The following is a 15,641-nucleotide window of genomic DNA, read 5'->3' on the forward strand; positions in this document are numbered from 1 at the left end:
GGCCCGGCCCGGCCATCCCGGCCCGGCCCTCCACCAGCACCAGCCCTCCCACCGGCACCGGTACCGGACCGCTACGGTTGCTCCGTGCCTCTGGTCGCCGCCGCCGTCTGCCCCCACCCGCCCCTGCTCGTGCCCGAGGTGGCCGGTGCCGCCGCCGCGGAACTGGACGACCTGCGCGCCGCCTGCGACAGCGCGCTCACCCGTCTGCTCGCGGCGCAACCGGACGACCTGCTCCTCGTCGGCGCCGGCCCGGAGACGACGGCCTTCAGCGCGGCCGACCACGGCTCGCTGCGGCCCTACGGCGTCGACCGGGCGGTCCGGCTGTGGAAGACCACCTGCGCCGGCTCCGAACGGCTCCCGCTCAGCCTCACCATCGGTGCCTGGCTGGTCGGGCGCACCGGCACCGAGTTGCCCCGGCTGGCCCGGTCCGTGGCCGCCGACGCCCCGCCGTCGCAGTGCGCGGCGCTCGGCGCGGATCTCGTGCACCGGGCCGAGCGCCGTACCGCCCTGCTGGTGCTCGGGGACGGGTCGGCCTGCCGGGGCGAGAAGTCCCCCGGCTACGCCGACCCGCGCGCCGAGGCGTACGACGACGGGGTCGCCCGGGCCCTGGCCGACGCGGACGCCGACGCCCTGCTCGGCCTGGACGAGGTTGTGTCGGCGCAGCTCAAGGCCGCCGGACGGGCGCCCTGGCAGGTGCTGGCCGGCGCGGTCCGCGCGGTGGGTGGCGACTGGCGCGGCGAGTTGCTGCACCACACGGCGCCCTACGGCGTCGCCTACCTCGTGGCCTGCTGGGAGCCGGCGTGACCGGCCCCACCGGGGCAGCCGTCGGGGGGCCGCCCACGGTCGTCGCCGTCGTCGGGCCGACCGCCGCCGGCAAGTCGGCCCTGAGCATCGCCCTGGCGCACGCCCTGCACGGCGAGGTGGTCAACGCCGACTCGATGCAGCTCTACCGGGGCATGGACATCGGCACCGCCAAGCTCACCCCCGCCGAGCGCGGGGCCGTGCCCCACCATCTGCTCGACATCTGGGCGGTCACCGAGCCCGCCAGCGTCGCGCAGTACCAGCGGCTGGCCCGTGCGGCCATCGACGACATCCTGCGTCGCGGGCGGGTGCCGCTGCTCGTCGGCGGCTCCGGTCTGTACGTGCGGGCCGTGCTGGAGCGGTTCGAGTTTCCGGGCACCGACCCGGCCGTCCGCGAACGGCTGGAGCGCGAGCTGGCCGACGCCGGGCCGGCCCCGCTGTACGCCCGGCTGCGGGCTGCCGACCCGGACGCGGCGGCCGGCATCCTGCCGGGCAACGGCCGGCGGATCGTCCGGGCGTTGGAGGTCATCGAGCTGACCGGGGCGCCGTTCACGGCGTCGCTGCCCGAGCCCGCGCCGCACTACCCGGCGGTGCAGATCGGCGTCGACCTGGACACCGCGCTGCTCGACGAGCGGATCGCGCTGCGCGTCGACCGGATGTGGGCCGACGGCCTGGTCGCCGAGACCCGCGAGCTGGTCGGGCAGGGCCTGCCAGAGGGGCGTACCGCCAGCCGGGCCCTCGGGTACCAGCAGGTCCTGCGGTTCCTCGCCGGCGAGCTGACCGAGGCGCAGGCACACGACGAGACCGTCCGGGCCACCCGCCGCTTCGTCCGCCGGCAACGTTCCTGGTTCCGCCGCGACCCGCGGATCCACTGGTTCGACGCGGCCTCACCCACCCTGGTGACCGATGCCCTGAAGGTGGCTGAGGCCGCTACGCGATGATGGGGGCGTGGAGTTCACCAAGGGGCACGGCACCGGCAACGACTTCGTGATCCTGCCCGACCCGGACGGCGCGCTCGATCTGAGCCCCGACCTGGTCGCGGCGATCTGTGACCGGCGACGCGGCATCGGTGCGGACGGCGTGCTGCGGGTGGTGAGGGCGGCCCGGCACCCCGAGGGGGTCGCCCTGGCGGGCGAGGCCGAGTGGTTCATGGACTACTGGAACTCCGACGGCTCGTTCGCCGAGATGTGCGGCAACGGCGCCCGGGTCTTCGTCCGCTACCTGCTGGAGACCGGGTCGGCCGCGCCGTCCGGTGCGGCGCTGCCGGTGGCCACCCGGGCCGGCGTCGTGCGCGCGCGGGTCGAGGGGGAGGGCGTCGCCGTGGAGATGCGTCACCCCCGGCTGTACGACACGTCCACCGCCACCCTCGGCCACCTGACCCTGGCCGGCACCGCAGTGGACGTGGGCAACCCGCACCTGGTGTGCCCGCTGCCGGCCGGGCTGGAGCTGACGGCGCTCGACCTGACCAGGCCGCCGGAGGTGGACACGGCGGTCTTCCCGGCCGGCGTCAACGTCGAGTTCACCGCACCGGGCGAGCCGGTCGACGGCACCGACCGCCACGTCCGCATGCGGGTGTACGAGCGGGGAAGTGCGGAGACGCTCTCCTGCGGCACCGGCGCCTGCGCGGTGGCCGCAGTGGCCCTGCGGGACGCGCACCGGGACACCGGCGTGGTCGCGGTCGACGTTCCCGGCGGCCGCCTCACCGTGACGGTGACCGGTGACTCCTGCTGGCTCTCCGGCCCCGCCACCCTGGTCGCGACCGGCCACCTGACCCGCCCCGCGCTCTCCCGTCCCTGACCTACGGCGTGGCGCTGGCGGTGGCGGCGACCTCGGGCAGGTCGGCGGGACCCGGGTCGGCGGCCGGCGGGATGGCCGCGCCCGGGTTCTGCGCGGCGGCGCGGACAGCCGCCGCGACCGCCGGGGCCACCCGCGGGTCGAACACACTGGGCACGATCACCGTCGGGTTGATCTTCTCCTCGCCGACCACGTCCGCGATGGCGCGGGCGGCGGCGAGCGCCATCTCCTCGGTGAACTCCTCGGCGTGCGCGTCCAGCATGCCCCGGAACACGCCGGGGAAGGCGAGCACGTTGTTGATCTGGTTCGGCTGGTCGGAGCGGCCGGTGGCGACCACCGCGGCGTGCTTGCGCGCCTCCCGGGGATCCACCTCCGGGTCGGGGTTCGCCAGCGCGAACACGATCGCGTCCGGCGCCATCGTGGCGACGTCGTCACCGGTCAGCAGGTTCGGTGCGCTCACCCCGATGAAGACGTCCGCGCCGCGGACCGCCCCGGCCAGGTCGCCCGAGTAGTTGTCCCTGTTGGTGTTCTCGGCCAGCCACTGCCAGGCCGGGTTGAGCCCGGTCAGGCCGCGGTGCAGGGCGCCCTGCCGGTCGTACGCGACGATGTCGCCCACGCCCTGCCGCAGCAGCAGCTTCATGATCGCGGTGCCGGCCGCGCCCGCGCCGGACACCACCACCCGTACGTCCGCGAGTTGCTTGCCCACCACGCGCAGCGCATTGGTCAGCGCCGCGAGCACGCAGATCGCGGTGCCGTGCTGGTCGTCGTGGAAGACCGGGATGTCCAGCGCCTCGCGCAGCCGGGCCTCGATCTCGAAGCAGCGCGGCGCGGCGATGTCCTCCAGGTTGATCCCGCCGTACGCGGGCGCGATCGCCTTCACGATCGCCACGATCTCGTCGGTGTCCTGGGTGTCGAGCACCACCGGCCAGGCGTCCACCCCGCCGAAGCGCTTGAACAGCGCCGCCTTGCCCTCCATCACGGGCAGCGACGCGGCCGGACCGAGGTTGCCCAGGCCCAACACCGCCGAGCCGTCGCTGACCACCGCGACCGTGTTGCGCTTGATGGTCAGTCGACGGGCGTCGGCGGGGTTCTCCGCGATGGCCTGGCAGACCCGCGCCACCCCCGGGGTGTACGCCCGGGACAGTTCGTCCCGGTTGCGCAACGCCACCTTCGGGCTGACCTCGATCTTGCCGCCGAGGTGCAGCAGGAAGGTGCGGTCGGAGACCTTCCGCACGTCCACCCCGTCGAGGGCGGTGAGGGCGTCGACCACCTGGTCGGCGTGCCCCGCGTCGGCCGTGTCGCAGGTCAGGTCGACGATCACGTGGCTGGGGTCGGAGTCGACCACGTCCAGGGCGGTGACGATTGCCCCCGCCTCGCCGACGCAGGTGGTCAGTCGCCCGATGGAGGAGGCGTCGGCCGGCACCGCGATCCGGATCGTGATCGAGAATCCGGCGCTGGGCAGTCGGGTGATGGCCACGGTGTCCCTCCGTCGACGCTGAACGGCTCGCCTCGCATTTCTACTCGGCCCTTCCGCCCCGCCGGCATCCGCCCCCGCTACCGGCGGGTACGGCAGCGGGCATATACCGGGTGCGTCGGACGTTGGCACATGTCAGGATTGTTTTCTACGTGCCCCAGAGCGACAGGAGATGCGAGTTTGCGAGACCAGGAGACCTACGAACCGTTCGAGGACGACGAGCTGACGGCCACCACGGGCGAGTTCGAGCTGTCGGAGCGGCAGGCGCTGCGGCGGGTCCCCGGCCTCTCGACCGAGCTCACCGACATCACCGAGGTCGAGTACCGGCAGCTCCGGCTGGAGCGGGTCGTGCTCGTCGGAGTGTGGACCGAGGGCACGCAGGACGACGCCGACAACTCGTTGGCCGAGCTGGCGGCGCTGGCCGAGACGGCCGGCTCGCAGGTGCTCGAGGGGCTGATCCAGCGGCGCAACCGGCCCGACCCGGCCACCTACGTCGGCCGGGGCAAGGTCGACGACCTGGGCGCCGTGGTGCTGTCGACCGGCGCCGACACGGTGATCTGTGACGGTGAGCTGTCGCCGTCGCAGCTGCGCAACCTGGAGCAGCGCACCAAGGTCAAGGTGGTCGACCGCACCGCCCTGATCCTCGACATCTTCGCCCAGCACGCCAAGAGCAAGGAGGGTAAGGCGCAGGTCGAGCTGGCCCAGCTCGAATACCTGCTGCCCCGCCTGCGCGGTTGGGGTGAGTCGCTGTCCCGGCAGACCGGTGGTTCCGGTCGCGGCGGCGGCGCCGGTGGCGGTGTGGGCCTGCGCGGTCCCGGTGAGACCAAGCTGGAGACCGACCGGCGGCGCATCCGCACCCGCATCGCGCGGCTGCGCCGGGAGATCAAGGGCATGCGGACGGTACGCGAGACCAAGCGCGCCCGCCGTGCCCGCAACGCGGTGCCCTCGGTCGCCATCGCCGGCTACACCAACGCCGGCAAGTCCAGCCTGCTCAACCGGCTCACCGGCGCGGGCGTCCTGGTGGAGAACGCGCTGTTCGCCACGCTCGACCCGACCACCCGCAAGGCCACCACGTCCGACGGGCGGCTCTACACCCTGTCGGACACGGTGGGCTTCGTCCGGCACCTGCCGCACCAGATCGTCGAGGCGTTCCGTTCGACGCTGGAGGAGGTCGCCGAGTCGGATCTTGTGGTGCACGTCGTCGACGGCACCCATCCCGACCCCGAGGAGCAGGTCCGGGCGGTCCGCGAGGTGTTGGCCGAGGTCGGCGCCGACCGGCTGCCGGAGCTGCTGGTGGTCAACAAGACCGACGCCGCCGACGAGGAGACCCTGCTGCGGCTCAAGCGCCTGTGGCCGGAGGCGGTGTTCGTCTCCGCGCACAAGGGGCGGGGGCTCGCCGCGCTCCGCGACACGATCGAGCAACGGCTGCCCCGCCCCGCGGTCGAGGTGCGCGCCGTGCTGCCCTACGACCGGGGCGACCTGGTGGCCCGGGTGCACCGGCAGGGCGAGGTGCTCAGCACCGCCCACCTGCCGGAAGGCACGCTGCTGCACGTGCGGGTGGGGGAGGCGCTCGCCGCCGAGCTGGCACCGTACCGGGCCGGCGCGGAGCAGCCGGTCACGGCCTCCGCGTAGCGGTCCCCAGCGTCACCCGGGCGAAACCTGAGGCATGCGACACTTGCAGGATGCGCCGCGCTGTCTCCTCGGTCACCGTCGCCCTCGGCCTGTTCGGGGCGACGGTGGCGTACCCCGGTGCCGCCGCCGTCGCGGCACCGCTCCCGGCCGTGTCCTCGGTGTCGTTGTCGGCGTCGCTGCCGGTGGAGGCCCTGCCGGCCGCCGCACCGGGCAAGAAGCGGTGCGCGGTGACCGATCCCCGGCTGCGCGAGCTGTCGGGGCTCGTCGCCACCCGCGACGGCTACGTCGTGGTCAACGACGGCACCGAGGTGGAGAACCGTAAGCGGGTCTTCTACCTCGACGCGGACTGCGAGGTCACCCGCGAGGTGCGCTACTCCGGGGCGGGTCCGTTCGACACGGAGGATCTGGCCCTTTCCCCCGACGGCAAGACGTTGTGGATCGCCGACACCGGCGACAACGCCCTGAGCCGGGAGCGCCGGGAACGGGTGGCCCTGTGGAGCATGCCGGTCGCCGGCAGCCGGCAGCCCGTGCTGCACCGGTTGTCGTATCCGGAGAACAAGCCGCACGACGCCGAGGCGTTGCTGATCAACGGCGACGGCGCTCCGCTGATCATCACCAAGGTCACCGCCGGCACGGCCGAGATATACACCCCGGCCGCGGCGATGAAGCGCGGTGACACCGCGCCGGTGCCGATGAAGAAGGTCGGCGACATCGAACTGCCCCGCACGGAGACCGAGAACCCGCTGAGCACGTTCGGCCGGGTCGCGATCACCGGGGCCGCCCGGTCGCCCGACGGCTCCCGGGTGGTGCTGCGCACCTACGCCGACGCCTTCGAGTACGACGTCTCCGACGGCGACGTGGTCGCCGCGCTGACCACCGGCGAGCCCCGGGTGACCGCGCTGACCGACCCGTTCGGCGAGGCGATCAGCTACTCCCCCGACGGGAAGACCTTCCTGACGGTGTCGGAGGCGAGCCGGTTGGAGGACGACGAGCCGGTCGACATCCTGAGCTACACCCCCTCCACCGAGGGGGCGAAGCCGCTGAGCGGGGCGGCCGACGAGGAACGGAAGGCCGCCGGGCAGTCCTGGTTCGCCAGTCTCACGCTGGACGACATCACCTACCTGATCGCGGCCGTGGGGGTGCTCGGCGCGCTGCTGGTCGGCGCGGGGATCACCGGCATCGTCCGGGCCCGCCGCAGGCCGGCCCCGCTGTCCGACAAGCCCTCGGGTCGGGAGCCCGACGGCGGCGTCGACGGCCCTTTCCCGGTGGGCGACAACCGGCAGCGCGGCGGGGTCTACGGCGGCGGGTCGCCCGGTGGGACTGCTCCGGCAGGGGGCGGGGGAGCCGTGTACGGCGGTGCCCGCCCGGCCGGCGGCGGCGTCTACGGCGGCGCCCGCCCGGCCGGTGGAGCCGGCGTGTACGGCGGCGCAGGGCGCTCCGGCGGCGGACGCCAGGGCGGTGGCGTGGCCGGCGGTGGCGTGCCGGTGAGCGGTCGGGACGGTGCTCCGGGCGGTGGTCGTCGCGGTGACGCTCCGGGAGGCGCCCGTGGTGGCGCTCCGGTCCGTGGGCGGCCCTCCGGCGGCGTCTACGGCGGCGGCCGGCCCGCTGGCGACCAGCAGGGCGGCGGGTACGGCGGCGGCCGGGCGGAGCCTCCCCGTCGGGGGGGCCCGGAGCAGGACCCGAGGGGGCAGCGCCCGGCGCGTTGGCGCGAGGACGGCCGGCACGCGGACGTGCCCGACACCGGCGGCGGGTACGGCTACCAGGGCGACCGCTACTGAGCCGGCGCGGGGTCAGATCCGGCGCAGCACCGCGACGACCCGGCCCATGATCACGGCGTCGTCGCCGGGGATCGGGTCGAAGGCCGGGTTCTGCGGCATCAGCCAGACGTGCCCGTCGCGCCGGCGGTAGGTCTTCACCGTGGCCTCGCCGTCGAGCATGGCGGCGACGATCTCACCGGAGTCGGCGGTCGGCTGTTGCCGCACCACGACCCAGTCGCCGTCGCAGATCGCGGCGTCGAGCATCGAGTCACCCTTGACCTGGAGCATGAAGACCTCGCCCTCGCCGACCAGCTCGCGGGGCAGGGGGAAGACGTCCTCCACCGACTGCTCCGCGAGGATCGGGCCACCGGCGGCGATCCGGCCGAGCATCGGCACGTAGGCCGGGGTGGGCCGCTGGGAGCGGCTCAGCTCGTCGTCGACGTGGTCGTTGGGGGAGCGGACGTCCACCGCGCGCGGCCGGTTCGGGTCGCGGCGCAGGAAGCCCTTCTTCTCCAGCTCCTTGAGCTGGTAGGCGACGCTGGACGGCGACACGAGCCCGACGGCCTCGCCGATCTCGCGCACGCTCGGCGGGTAGCCGTGGCGCTCGACCCAGGTGCGGATGAAGTCGAGGATGCGGCGCTGCCGGGCGGTCAGGTCGACGGTCACCGGGTCGGGGAACGAACTGACCACCGGGGTGACGGCGCGGACGGCGGGCTGCCCGGCCCGGCTGCGCGCGGCGCTGCGGCGTCGGGTGGCCGGTGGACCCGCCTCGGTGATCTGCTGCGGGTTCTTCGGCCGGCTTGCCCGGTCGTCGGTCACGTCCGTCCTCCCTGGTCGGCGCTGGGTGCCTCGGCGGCTCGTGGTGCACATGGTGGGTGGGGTCCGGCGAACCCCGTGGGGGGGCCGCGACCGGTTGATCCTGACCGTATCGGTGAGATCGGTCATTTTCAAACATCTGTACGACCTTGTCGGCGTGTCGGGTTGAAAACGCTGTTGTCTCGAACGGGTGTTCTGATAAATGGTACGTCGACTCGAACGGGTGTTCCATGTCGCCCGATCGGCGGGTGACGCCGGCTGGGCGGACGGTAACCGGCGGCGGCGTGTCACGTTGGGCCCCTCGGGTCGCCCCGTGCGGGTGGACGCGGGTGACGCGCCGGACACGCCGGCCAACTTGACCGCCGTTCGCCGGCCGCTTACGGTCAACCCCTAGATGTAGTAGTCACACGGGCGTAAGTCGCCTACAGGTTGGGTTCGACTACCGACCGCACTCCCGTACCGTCGAACCGGCGGCCGTCCCTCGGGGCGGTTCCGCCGCGTCGTCGTGTGCCCGGGAGGCGGCCGATGCGGCCCACGGTCGACGGAGGAGGTCGGGCGAGATGCGGTGTCCGTACTGCCGGCACGCCGACTCCCGGGTCGTCGACTCGCGGGAGGCCGACGACGGTCAGCTCATCCGGCGGCGGCGGTCCTGCCCGGAGTGCGGCAAGCGGTTCACCACCGTCGAGGAGGCGGTGCTCGCGGTGGTCAAGCGCAGCGGGGTGACGGAGCCGTTCAGCCGCACGAAGATCGTCGGCGGGGTGCGCAAGGCGTGCCAGGGCCGGCCGGTGGACGAGGACTCGATCGCTCTGCTCGCGCAGAAGGTCGAGGAGACCGTCCGGGCCAAGGGGGCCGCCGAGATCCCCAGCCACGAGGTGGGCCTGGCCATCCTGGGCCCCCTACGGGACCTGGACGAGGTGGCCTACATGAGGTTCGCCAGCGTCTACCGGTCGTTCGACTCGCTCGCCGACTTCGAGCGCGAGATCGAGTCGTTGCGGGCCGCGGCCCGCGCCCGCGAGGGCGCCGGGGCGGCCGAGGCCGCCGGCCTCACCAGCTGAAGTTCTTCGCAAGGCAATGACAGTCGGCGCGCGGGGCAACCGCGCGGATGAGGGGGCGGATGAGATGTCGGGGGATGGTGTGACAACAAGCAGGGCACGCAGCAAGGCCGGCGCAGGGCTGAAGGTCGAGCGGGTCTGGACGACCGAGGGTGTGCACCCGTACGACGAGGTCGCCTGGGAACGGCGCGACGTCGTGATGACGAACTGGCGGGACGGCTCGATCAACTTCGAGCAGCGCGGGGTGGAGTTCCCCGAGACCTGGAGCGTCAACGCGGCGAACATCGTGACCACCAAGTACTTCCGGGGGGCCGTGGGCACCCCCGAGCGGGAGTGGTCGCTGCGGCAACTGATCGACCGCGTGGTCACCACCTACCGCACGGCCGGCGAGGAGCACGGCTACTTCGCCTCCCCGGCCGACGCCGAGGTGTTCGGCCACGAACTGACCTGGATGCTGCTGCACCAGGTGTTCAGCTTCAACTCGCCGGTGTGGTTCAACGTCGGTACGCGGTCACCGCAGCAGGTCAGCGCGTGTTTCATCCTCGCCGTCGACGACTCGATGGACTCCATCCTGGACTGGTACAAGGAGGAGGGGCTGATCTTCAAGGGCGGTTCCGGCTCCGGGGTGAACCTGTCCCGGATCCGCTCGTCCCGGGAGCTGCTGTCCTCCGGCGGTAACGCCTCCGGTCCGGTCAGCTTCATGCGCGGTGCGGACGCCTCCGCCGGCACCATCAAGTCCGGCGGTGCCACCCGGCGCGCGGCGAAGATGGTCATCCTCGACGTGGACCACCCGGACATCCAGGAGTTCGTGGTCACCAAGGCGCGCGAGGAGGACAAGATCCGCGCGCTGCGTGACGCCGGGTTCGACATGGACCTCGGCGGCACCGACATCGTCAGCGTGCAGTACCAGAACGCCAACAACTCCGTCCGGGTCTCCGACGAGTTCATGACGGCGGTGGAGAACGGCGGCGGGTTCGACCTGCGGGGTCGGCTCGACGGGGCGACCATCGAGACGATCGACGCGAAGAAGCTGTTCCGCTCCATCTCCGAGGCCGCCTGGGAGTGCGCCGACCCCGGCCTGCAGTACGACGACACGATCAACGACTGGCACACCTGCCCGGAGACCGGCCGGATCACCGCGTCCAACCCGTGCTCGGAGTACCTGCACCTGGACAACTCCTCGTGCAACCTCGCCTCGCTCAACCTGATGAAGTTCCTCCGCGCCGACGGCGGCTTCGAGGTGGAGAAGTTCGTCCGCAGCGTCGAACTGGTCATCACCGCGATGGACATCTCGATCTGCTTCGCCGACTTCCCGACCGAGAAGATCGGCGAGACCACCCGCGCGTACCGGCAGCTCGGCATCGGGTACGCCAACCTCGGCGCGCTGCTGATGGCCTCGGGCCTGCCGTACGACTCGGAGCAGGGCCGTTCGGTCTCCGCAGCGATCACCTCGCTGATGACCGGCACCGCGTACCGCCGCTCGGCCGAGCTCGCCGGCATCGTCGGCGCGTACGACGGCTACGCCCGCAACGCGGAGCCGCACAAGCGGGTCATGCGCAAGCACGCCGCCGCCAACGACGAGATCAGGCCGTCCGGCACGGTGGCGACCGCGATCGTCCGGGAGGCCACGAAGCAGTGGACCCAGGGCAACAAGATCGGTGACCGGTTCGGCTGGCGCAACTCGCAGGCCAGCGTGCTCGCCCCGACCGGCACCATCGGCCTGATGATGGACTGCGACACCACCGGCGTGGAGCCGGACCTGGCGCTGGTCAAGTTCAAGAAGCTGGTCGGCGGCGGCTCGATGCAGATCGTCAACCAGACCGTGCCGCGTGCCCTGCGCAGCCTCGGCTACCCCGAGGAGCAGGTCGAGGCGATCGTCGAGCACATCGCCGACCACGGCCACGTCGTGGACGCCCCCGGTCTGAAGCCGGAGCACTACCCGGTCTTCGACTGTGCGATGGGTGAGCGGTCCATCGCGCCGATGGGTCACGTGCGGATGATGGCGGCCGTCCAGCCGTTCATCTCGGGTGCCATCTCCAAGACGGTCAACATGCCCGAGGCGGCCACCGTCGAGGACGTCGAGAAGATCTACTTCGAGGGCTGGAAGCTCGGCCTGAAGGCCCTGGCCATCTACCGGGACAACTGCAAGGTCGGCCAGCCCCTGTCGGTGGCGAAGCCGAACAAGACCGCGTCGCCGGTCGAGGCCCCGGCCGCCGAGGTCGAGAAGGTCGTGGAGAAGGTCGTCGAGTACCGCCCGGTGCGCAAGCGGCTGCCGAAGAAGCGTCCCTCCGAGACCATCTCCTTCTCCGTCGGCGGGGCCGAGGGCTACCTGACCGCCTCGTCGTACCCGGACGACGGCCTCGGCGAGGTCTTCCTCAAGATGTCGAAGCAGGGTTCGACCCTGGCCGGCGTGATGGACGCCTTCTCGGTGGCCATCTCCATCGGCCTCCAGTACGGCGTCCCGCTGGAGACGTTCGTCAGCAAGTTCACCAACATGCGCTTCGAGCCGGCGGGCATGACCGACGACCCGGACGTGCGGATGGCCGCTTCGGTGATGGACTACATCTTCCGCCGGCTGGCGCTGGACTTCCTGCCGTACGAGCGCCGCGCGGAACTGGGCATCTTCACCGCCAGGGAGCGGGCCGCCCAGTTGGCGGCCGAGGCGGAGGCAGAGGCGAGCGGTGCGGACCTCACCGCGATGGCCGCCTCCGCCCCGGTCGAGGTGCCGGCCGAGTCGAAGACCGGCCCGGTCGCCCAGCCGGCCCAGGAGACCGCCGACATCGCCGCCGCCGCGCCGGCGCCGCCGGTGGGCTCCAGCACCGAGCTGCTGGAGGCCGTGATCGGCAAGGCCGCCGACGCTCCGCTGTGCTTCACCTGCGGTACGAAGATGCGCCCGGCCGGCAGCTGCTACGTCTGTGAGGGCTGCGGCTCCACCAGCGGCTGTAGCTGACCCAGGTGCGGCAGGGGCGGGTGGACCGGTGAAACTCCGGTCCACCCGCCCTCGCTGTGCCGAGGCCGGGGGAGCGGCGCACCTCGCCGGCTCCCGGTCAGGTTCGGCCCTAGACTCGCCCGGTGAGTGGAGAGCGCCTGCCGCTGGCACCTCGGGCCCTGACCGAGCCGCATCCGTCCCGGCTGTCGCCCGAGCACCCCGACCAGGAGCGGATCCTCGCCGCGCACACCGCCGCGCTGGCCGCCGGCGACGCCGGTTACACCGACCCGGCCACCGGTCTGTTCGTGCTCACCGCCGGCTTCCTGGCCCGCCGGGGCACCTGCTGCGGGCGAGGATGCCGGCACTGCCCGTACGTCGACGACCCACCTGCGCGGTGAACCGTCGACCTACCCGGACCGACGCGGGGTGACGCAGCAACCCCGTGACAACTTCCGGCGCGGGGTGCAGCGGTCGCCCGCCGTGGTCACCTGGCGGCGACGAAGACCCGGGAGGGTCACCTGGCGGCGACGAAGACCCGGGAGGCCACCTCGCGGGGCAGTCGGACCCGGTCACCGGAACGGTCGATGGAGACCCCGTCGCGCTCCTGCGCCACGGTGACCGTCGCGCCCGGGTCGACCCCGGCCGCGTGCAACTGCCGCAGCACGTCCGCGTCGGTCTGCACGCTCTCGCAGATCCGCCGCACCACGACCGGGCCGCTCAGGCCGGGGAAGGCCAGGTTGCGCTCCGTCTCGGCCGACTCGCTGCTGGCCGGCTCGGGCGAGCCCAGCTCCTCCAGCCCGGGGATCGGGTTGCCGTACGGCGAGCGGGTCGGCCGGTTGAGCAGGTCGTACACCCGCTTCTCGACCGCGTCGCTCATCACGTGCTCCCAGCGGCAGGCCTCCTCGTGGGCCTCCTCGTAGGGCATCCCGATCACGTTGACCAGCAGCAGTTCGGCGAGCCGGTGCTTGCGCATCACGGCGACGGCGGTGCCGCGGCCCAGCGGGGTCAGCGCAAGATGCCGGTCGCCCTCGACGGTGAGCAGACCGTCGCGCTCCATCCGGGCGACGGTCTGGCTGACGGTGGGGCCACTCTGGTGCAGTCGCTCGGCGATCCGGGCGCGCAGCGGCGGCACGCCCTCCTCCTCGAGTTCGAGGATGGTGCGCAAGTACATCTCGGTCGTGTCGACCAGGTCGTGAGACTTCATTTTGTCAGCGGCCCTCCGGCCGTCGATGCTACCCCGCCGTGGACGATCGACCGCAGGTGAACCGCGGGGTGCCGTTGCGCGATGGTGTTGACTGGTCGGCATGTCCGGAACCGACGATCCGCTGGTCGAGGCCGAAGACCTCGCGGCCGAGCTCGACCGTGCCGACCCGCCCACCCTGCTCGACGTCCGCTGGCGGCTCGCCGGGCCGCCCGGCGGCGAGGACTACGCCGCCGGGCACCTGCCCGGCGCGGTCTTCGTCGACCTGGACACCGCCCTGTGCGGGCCGCCCGGCCCGGCCGGCCGGCACCCGCTGCCCGACCCGGCCGCGTTGCAGTCGGCGCTGCGGGCCGCCGGGGTGCGGACCGATCACCCCGTCGTCGTGTACGACGGCGGTGACGGCATGTCCGCCGCCCGTGCCTGGTGGACGCTGCGCTGGGCCGGGCACCGGCCGGTGCGGCTGCTGCACGGTGGCTGGCCCGCCTGGGTGGCCGCCGGCCTGCCCACCTCCACGCGGGTCCTCGCCCCGGCCCCGGGCGACGTGCGGGTACGCCCCGGCGCGTTGCCCGTGCTCGACGCCGACCGGGCCGCCGCGCTCGCCGCGGCCGACGACGCCGTCCTGCTCGACGTACGCGCCGCGGCCCGTTACCGGGGCGAGACCGAACCGGTCGATCCCGTCGCCGGGCACGTGCCCGGTGCGGTGAACCTGCCGGCCGGCGAGTACGTGGCCGACGGCCGGTTCCCGGCCGTCGGGGCGCTGCGGGAGCGGTTCGCCGCCGCCGGGGTCGTCGAGGGCCGTCCCGTGGGGGCGTACTGCGGGTCGGGGGTGACCGCCGCGCAGGCGGTGCTCGCCCTGCACCTGGCCGGTCGCCCCGACGCCGGGCTCTACGTCGGCTCGTGGAGCGAGTGGGTGGCCGACCCGGAGCGGCCGGTGGCGACGGGCCCGACAACCGGGTCGTGACCGGGGCGTTCCGGTTGTCCGTGCGACGATGGGCAGATGTCCGACGACACGGTGGTGGTGTGGGACGAGGCACTGCTCGCCTACGACCTCGGTGACCATCCGCTCGACCCGGTGCGGGTGGAGCTGACCGTCGCGCTCGCCCGGGAACTGGGCGTTCTGCAGCGGCCCGGGGTGCGGCTGGTCGTGCCCGAGCCGGCCGACGACGAGACTCTGGCCCGGGTGCACGACGTCCGCTACCTCGGCGCGGTGCGGATCGCGCCCCGCGACCCGTTGTTCGCCGGGTTCGGCCTGGGCACCTCCGACAACCCGGTGTTCGACGGCATGCACGAGTCGAGCGCGCTGATCGCCGGCGCCAGCGTGGCCGCCGCCGAGGCGGTGTGGCGGGGCGAGGCCCGCCGCGCCGTCAACGTGGCCGGAGGGCTGCACCACGCCATGCCGGCCCGGGCGGCCGGGTTCTGCGTCTACAACGACCCGGCGGTCGCCATCGCCCGGCTGCTCGACCTGGGCGCGCAGCGGGTCGCGTACGTCGACGTCGACGTGCACCACGGCGACGGGGTGCAGCAGATCTTCTGGAACGACCCCCGGGTGCTCACCGTCAGCCTGCACGAGACGCCCCTGGCGCTGTTCCCCGGCACCGGGTTCCCCGACGAGACCGGCGGGCCGGGCGCGGAGGGCAGCGCGGTCAACGTGCCGCTGCCGCCGGGCATCGACGACGCCGGGTGGCAGCGCGCCTTCCACGCGATCGTCCCGTCGGTGCTGCGCGCGTTCCGGCCGCAGATCCTCGTCACCCAGTGCGGGGCGGACGCCCACCGCAACGATCCCCTGGCCGACCTGCACCTGTCGGTGGACGGGCAGCGCGCCACCTACCTGGCCCTGCGGGCGCTGGCCGACGAGTTGTGCGAGGGCCGCTGGGTGGCCACCGGTGGCGGCGGGTACGCGCTGGTCGAGGTGGTGCCGAGAGCGTGGACGCACCTGCTGGCCGTGGCGACCGGCGCACCGCTGGACCCGGCGACGCTGACCCCGCCGGCCTGGCGGGCGTTGGCGGCGGCCCGCCGGCCGGGCCACGAGGTGCCGTTGCGGATGACCGACGGGGTGGACCCCCGCCACGAGCCGTGGCAGCCGACGGGCGAACCCACGGCGGTGGACCGGGCCATCGCGGCGACCCGCAAGGCGGTGTTCCCGCTGCTCGGGCTCGACCCCCACGACCCGCGCGACTGATCGGCG

Annotated in this window: 13 protein-coding genes; 10 read left to right on the forward strand and 3 right to left on the reverse strand. The window is 73.3% G+C overall.

Annotation, left to right across the window (positions count from 1 at the left end; genetic code table 11):
• Positions 1-84 precede the first annotated feature (84 nt).
• Genes GA0070616_RS20465 through dapF form a run of 3 tightly spaced genes read left to right on the forward strand, consistent with a single transcriptional unit; the run spans position 85 to position 2,598 of the window.
• Positions 85-804 (forward strand): class III extradiol ring-cleavage dioxygenase family protein, encoded by a 720-nt coding sequence (locus GA0070616_RS20465; protein WP_091085521.1) that lies wholly within the window; start codon positions 85-87, stop codon positions 802-804.
• A complete protein-coding gene (gene miaA, locus GA0070616_RS20470; RefSeq protein WP_425413005.1) occupies positions 687-1,742 on the forward strand; it encodes a tRNA (adenosine(37)-N6)-dimethylallyltransferase MiaA in 1,056 nt (351 codons plus the stop codon). Before GA0070616_RS20465 ends, miaA begins: the two co-directional genes overlap by 118 nt.
• Before the next feature lie 7 nt (positions 1,743-1,749).
• Positions 1,750-2,598, forward strand: coding sequence for a diaminopimelate epimerase (gene dapF, locus GA0070616_RS20475; protein ID WP_091085525.1), 849 nt, complete (start codon positions 1,750-1,752; stop codon positions 2,596-2,598).
• A gap of 1 nt (position 2,599) precedes the next feature.
• Here the strand turns inward: dapF and GA0070616_RS20480 are convergent, their stop codons facing one another.
• Positions 2,600-4,072, reverse strand: coding sequence for an NAD-dependent malic enzyme (locus tag GA0070616_RS20480; RefSeq protein ID WP_091085529.1), 1,473 nt, complete (start codon positions 4,070-4,072; stop codon positions 2,600-2,602).
• Between the two features lie 177 nt (positions 4,073-4,249).
• On the opposite strand from GA0070616_RS20480, the gene hflX reads away from it, so the two are divergent.
• Positions 4,250-5,701 (forward strand): GTPase HflX, encoded by a 1,452-nt coding sequence (hflX, locus tag GA0070616_RS20485; RefSeq protein ID WP_091085532.1) that lies wholly within the window; start codon positions 4,250-4,252, stop codon positions 5,699-5,701.
• A gap of 50 nt (positions 5,702-5,751) precedes the next feature.
• Positions 5,752-7,479 carry an SMP-30/gluconolactonase/LRE family protein gene (locus GA0070616_RS20490; RefSeq protein WP_091085538.1) on the forward strand — a complete coding sequence of 576 codons (1,728 nt, stop codon included), beginning with the start codon at positions 5,752-5,754 and terminating at the stop codon, positions 7,477-7,479.
• Between the two features lie 12 nt (positions 7,480-7,491).
• Here the strand turns inward: GA0070616_RS20490 and lexA are convergent, their stop codons facing one another.
• Positions 7,492-8,277, reverse strand: coding sequence for a transcriptional repressor LexA (lexA, locus tag GA0070616_RS20495; protein ID WP_091085541.1), 786 nt, complete (start codon positions 8,275-8,277; stop codon positions 7,492-7,494).
• 557 nt (positions 8,278-8,834) lie between these two features.
• Here lexA and nrdR point away from each other — a divergent pair.
• The 3 genes from nrdR (at position 8,835) to GA0070616_RS20510 (ending at position 12,653) form a co-directional block, all read left to right on the forward strand.
• Complete coding sequence (nrdR, locus tag GA0070616_RS20500; RefSeq protein WP_091085546.1) at positions 8,835-9,329, forward strand: transcriptional regulator NrdR; 495 nt, start codon at positions 8,835-8,837, stop codon at positions 9,327-9,329.
• A gap of 64 nt (positions 9,330-9,393) precedes the next feature.
• Positions 9,394-12,276: a vitamin B12-dependent ribonucleotide reductase gene (locus GA0070616_RS20505; protein WP_091085550.1), complete on the forward strand. Its 2,883-nt coding sequence runs from the start codon at positions 9,394-9,396 to the stop codon at positions 12,274-12,276.
• A gap of 122 nt (positions 12,277-12,398) precedes the next feature.
• Complete coding sequence (locus GA0070616_RS20510; RefSeq protein WP_091085554.1) at positions 12,399-12,653, forward strand: C1orf53 family protein; 255 nt, start codon at positions 12,399-12,401, stop codon at positions 12,651-12,653.
• Positions 12,654-12,769: 116 nt separating this feature from the next.
• On the opposite strand, the gene GA0070616_RS20515 is transcribed toward GA0070616_RS20510, so the two are convergent.
• Positions 12,770-13,459 (reverse strand): iron-dependent transcriptional repressor DtxR, encoded by a 690-nt coding sequence (locus GA0070616_RS20515; protein WP_091085557.1) that lies wholly within the window; start codon positions 13,457-13,459, stop codon positions 12,770-12,772.
• A gap of 100 nt (positions 13,460-13,559) precedes the next feature.
• On the opposite strand from GA0070616_RS20515, the gene GA0070616_RS20520 reads away from it, so the two are divergent.
• Together GA0070616_RS20520 and GA0070616_RS20525 are read left to right on the forward strand one after the other, a co-directional pair.
• On the forward strand, positions 13,560-14,417 hold the full coding sequence (locus GA0070616_RS20520; protein ID WP_091085561.1) for a sulfurtransferase: 858 nt from the start codon (positions 13,560-13,562) through the stop codon (positions 14,415-14,417).
• Positions 14,418-14,453: 36 nt separating this feature from the next.
• The gene (locus GA0070616_RS20525; protein WP_091085565.1) at positions 14,454-15,635 is read left to right on the forward strand and encodes an acetoin utilization protein AcuC; all 1,182 of its coding nucleotides are present in this window, start codon (positions 14,454-14,456) and stop codon (positions 15,633-15,635) included.
• Positions 15,636-15,641: the final 6 nt, after the last annotated feature.

This window comes from Micromonospora nigra (assembly GCF_900091585.1).
Classification (GTDB): domain Bacteria; phylum Actinomycetota; class Actinomycetes; order Mycobacteriales; family Micromonosporaceae; genus Micromonospora; species Micromonospora nigra.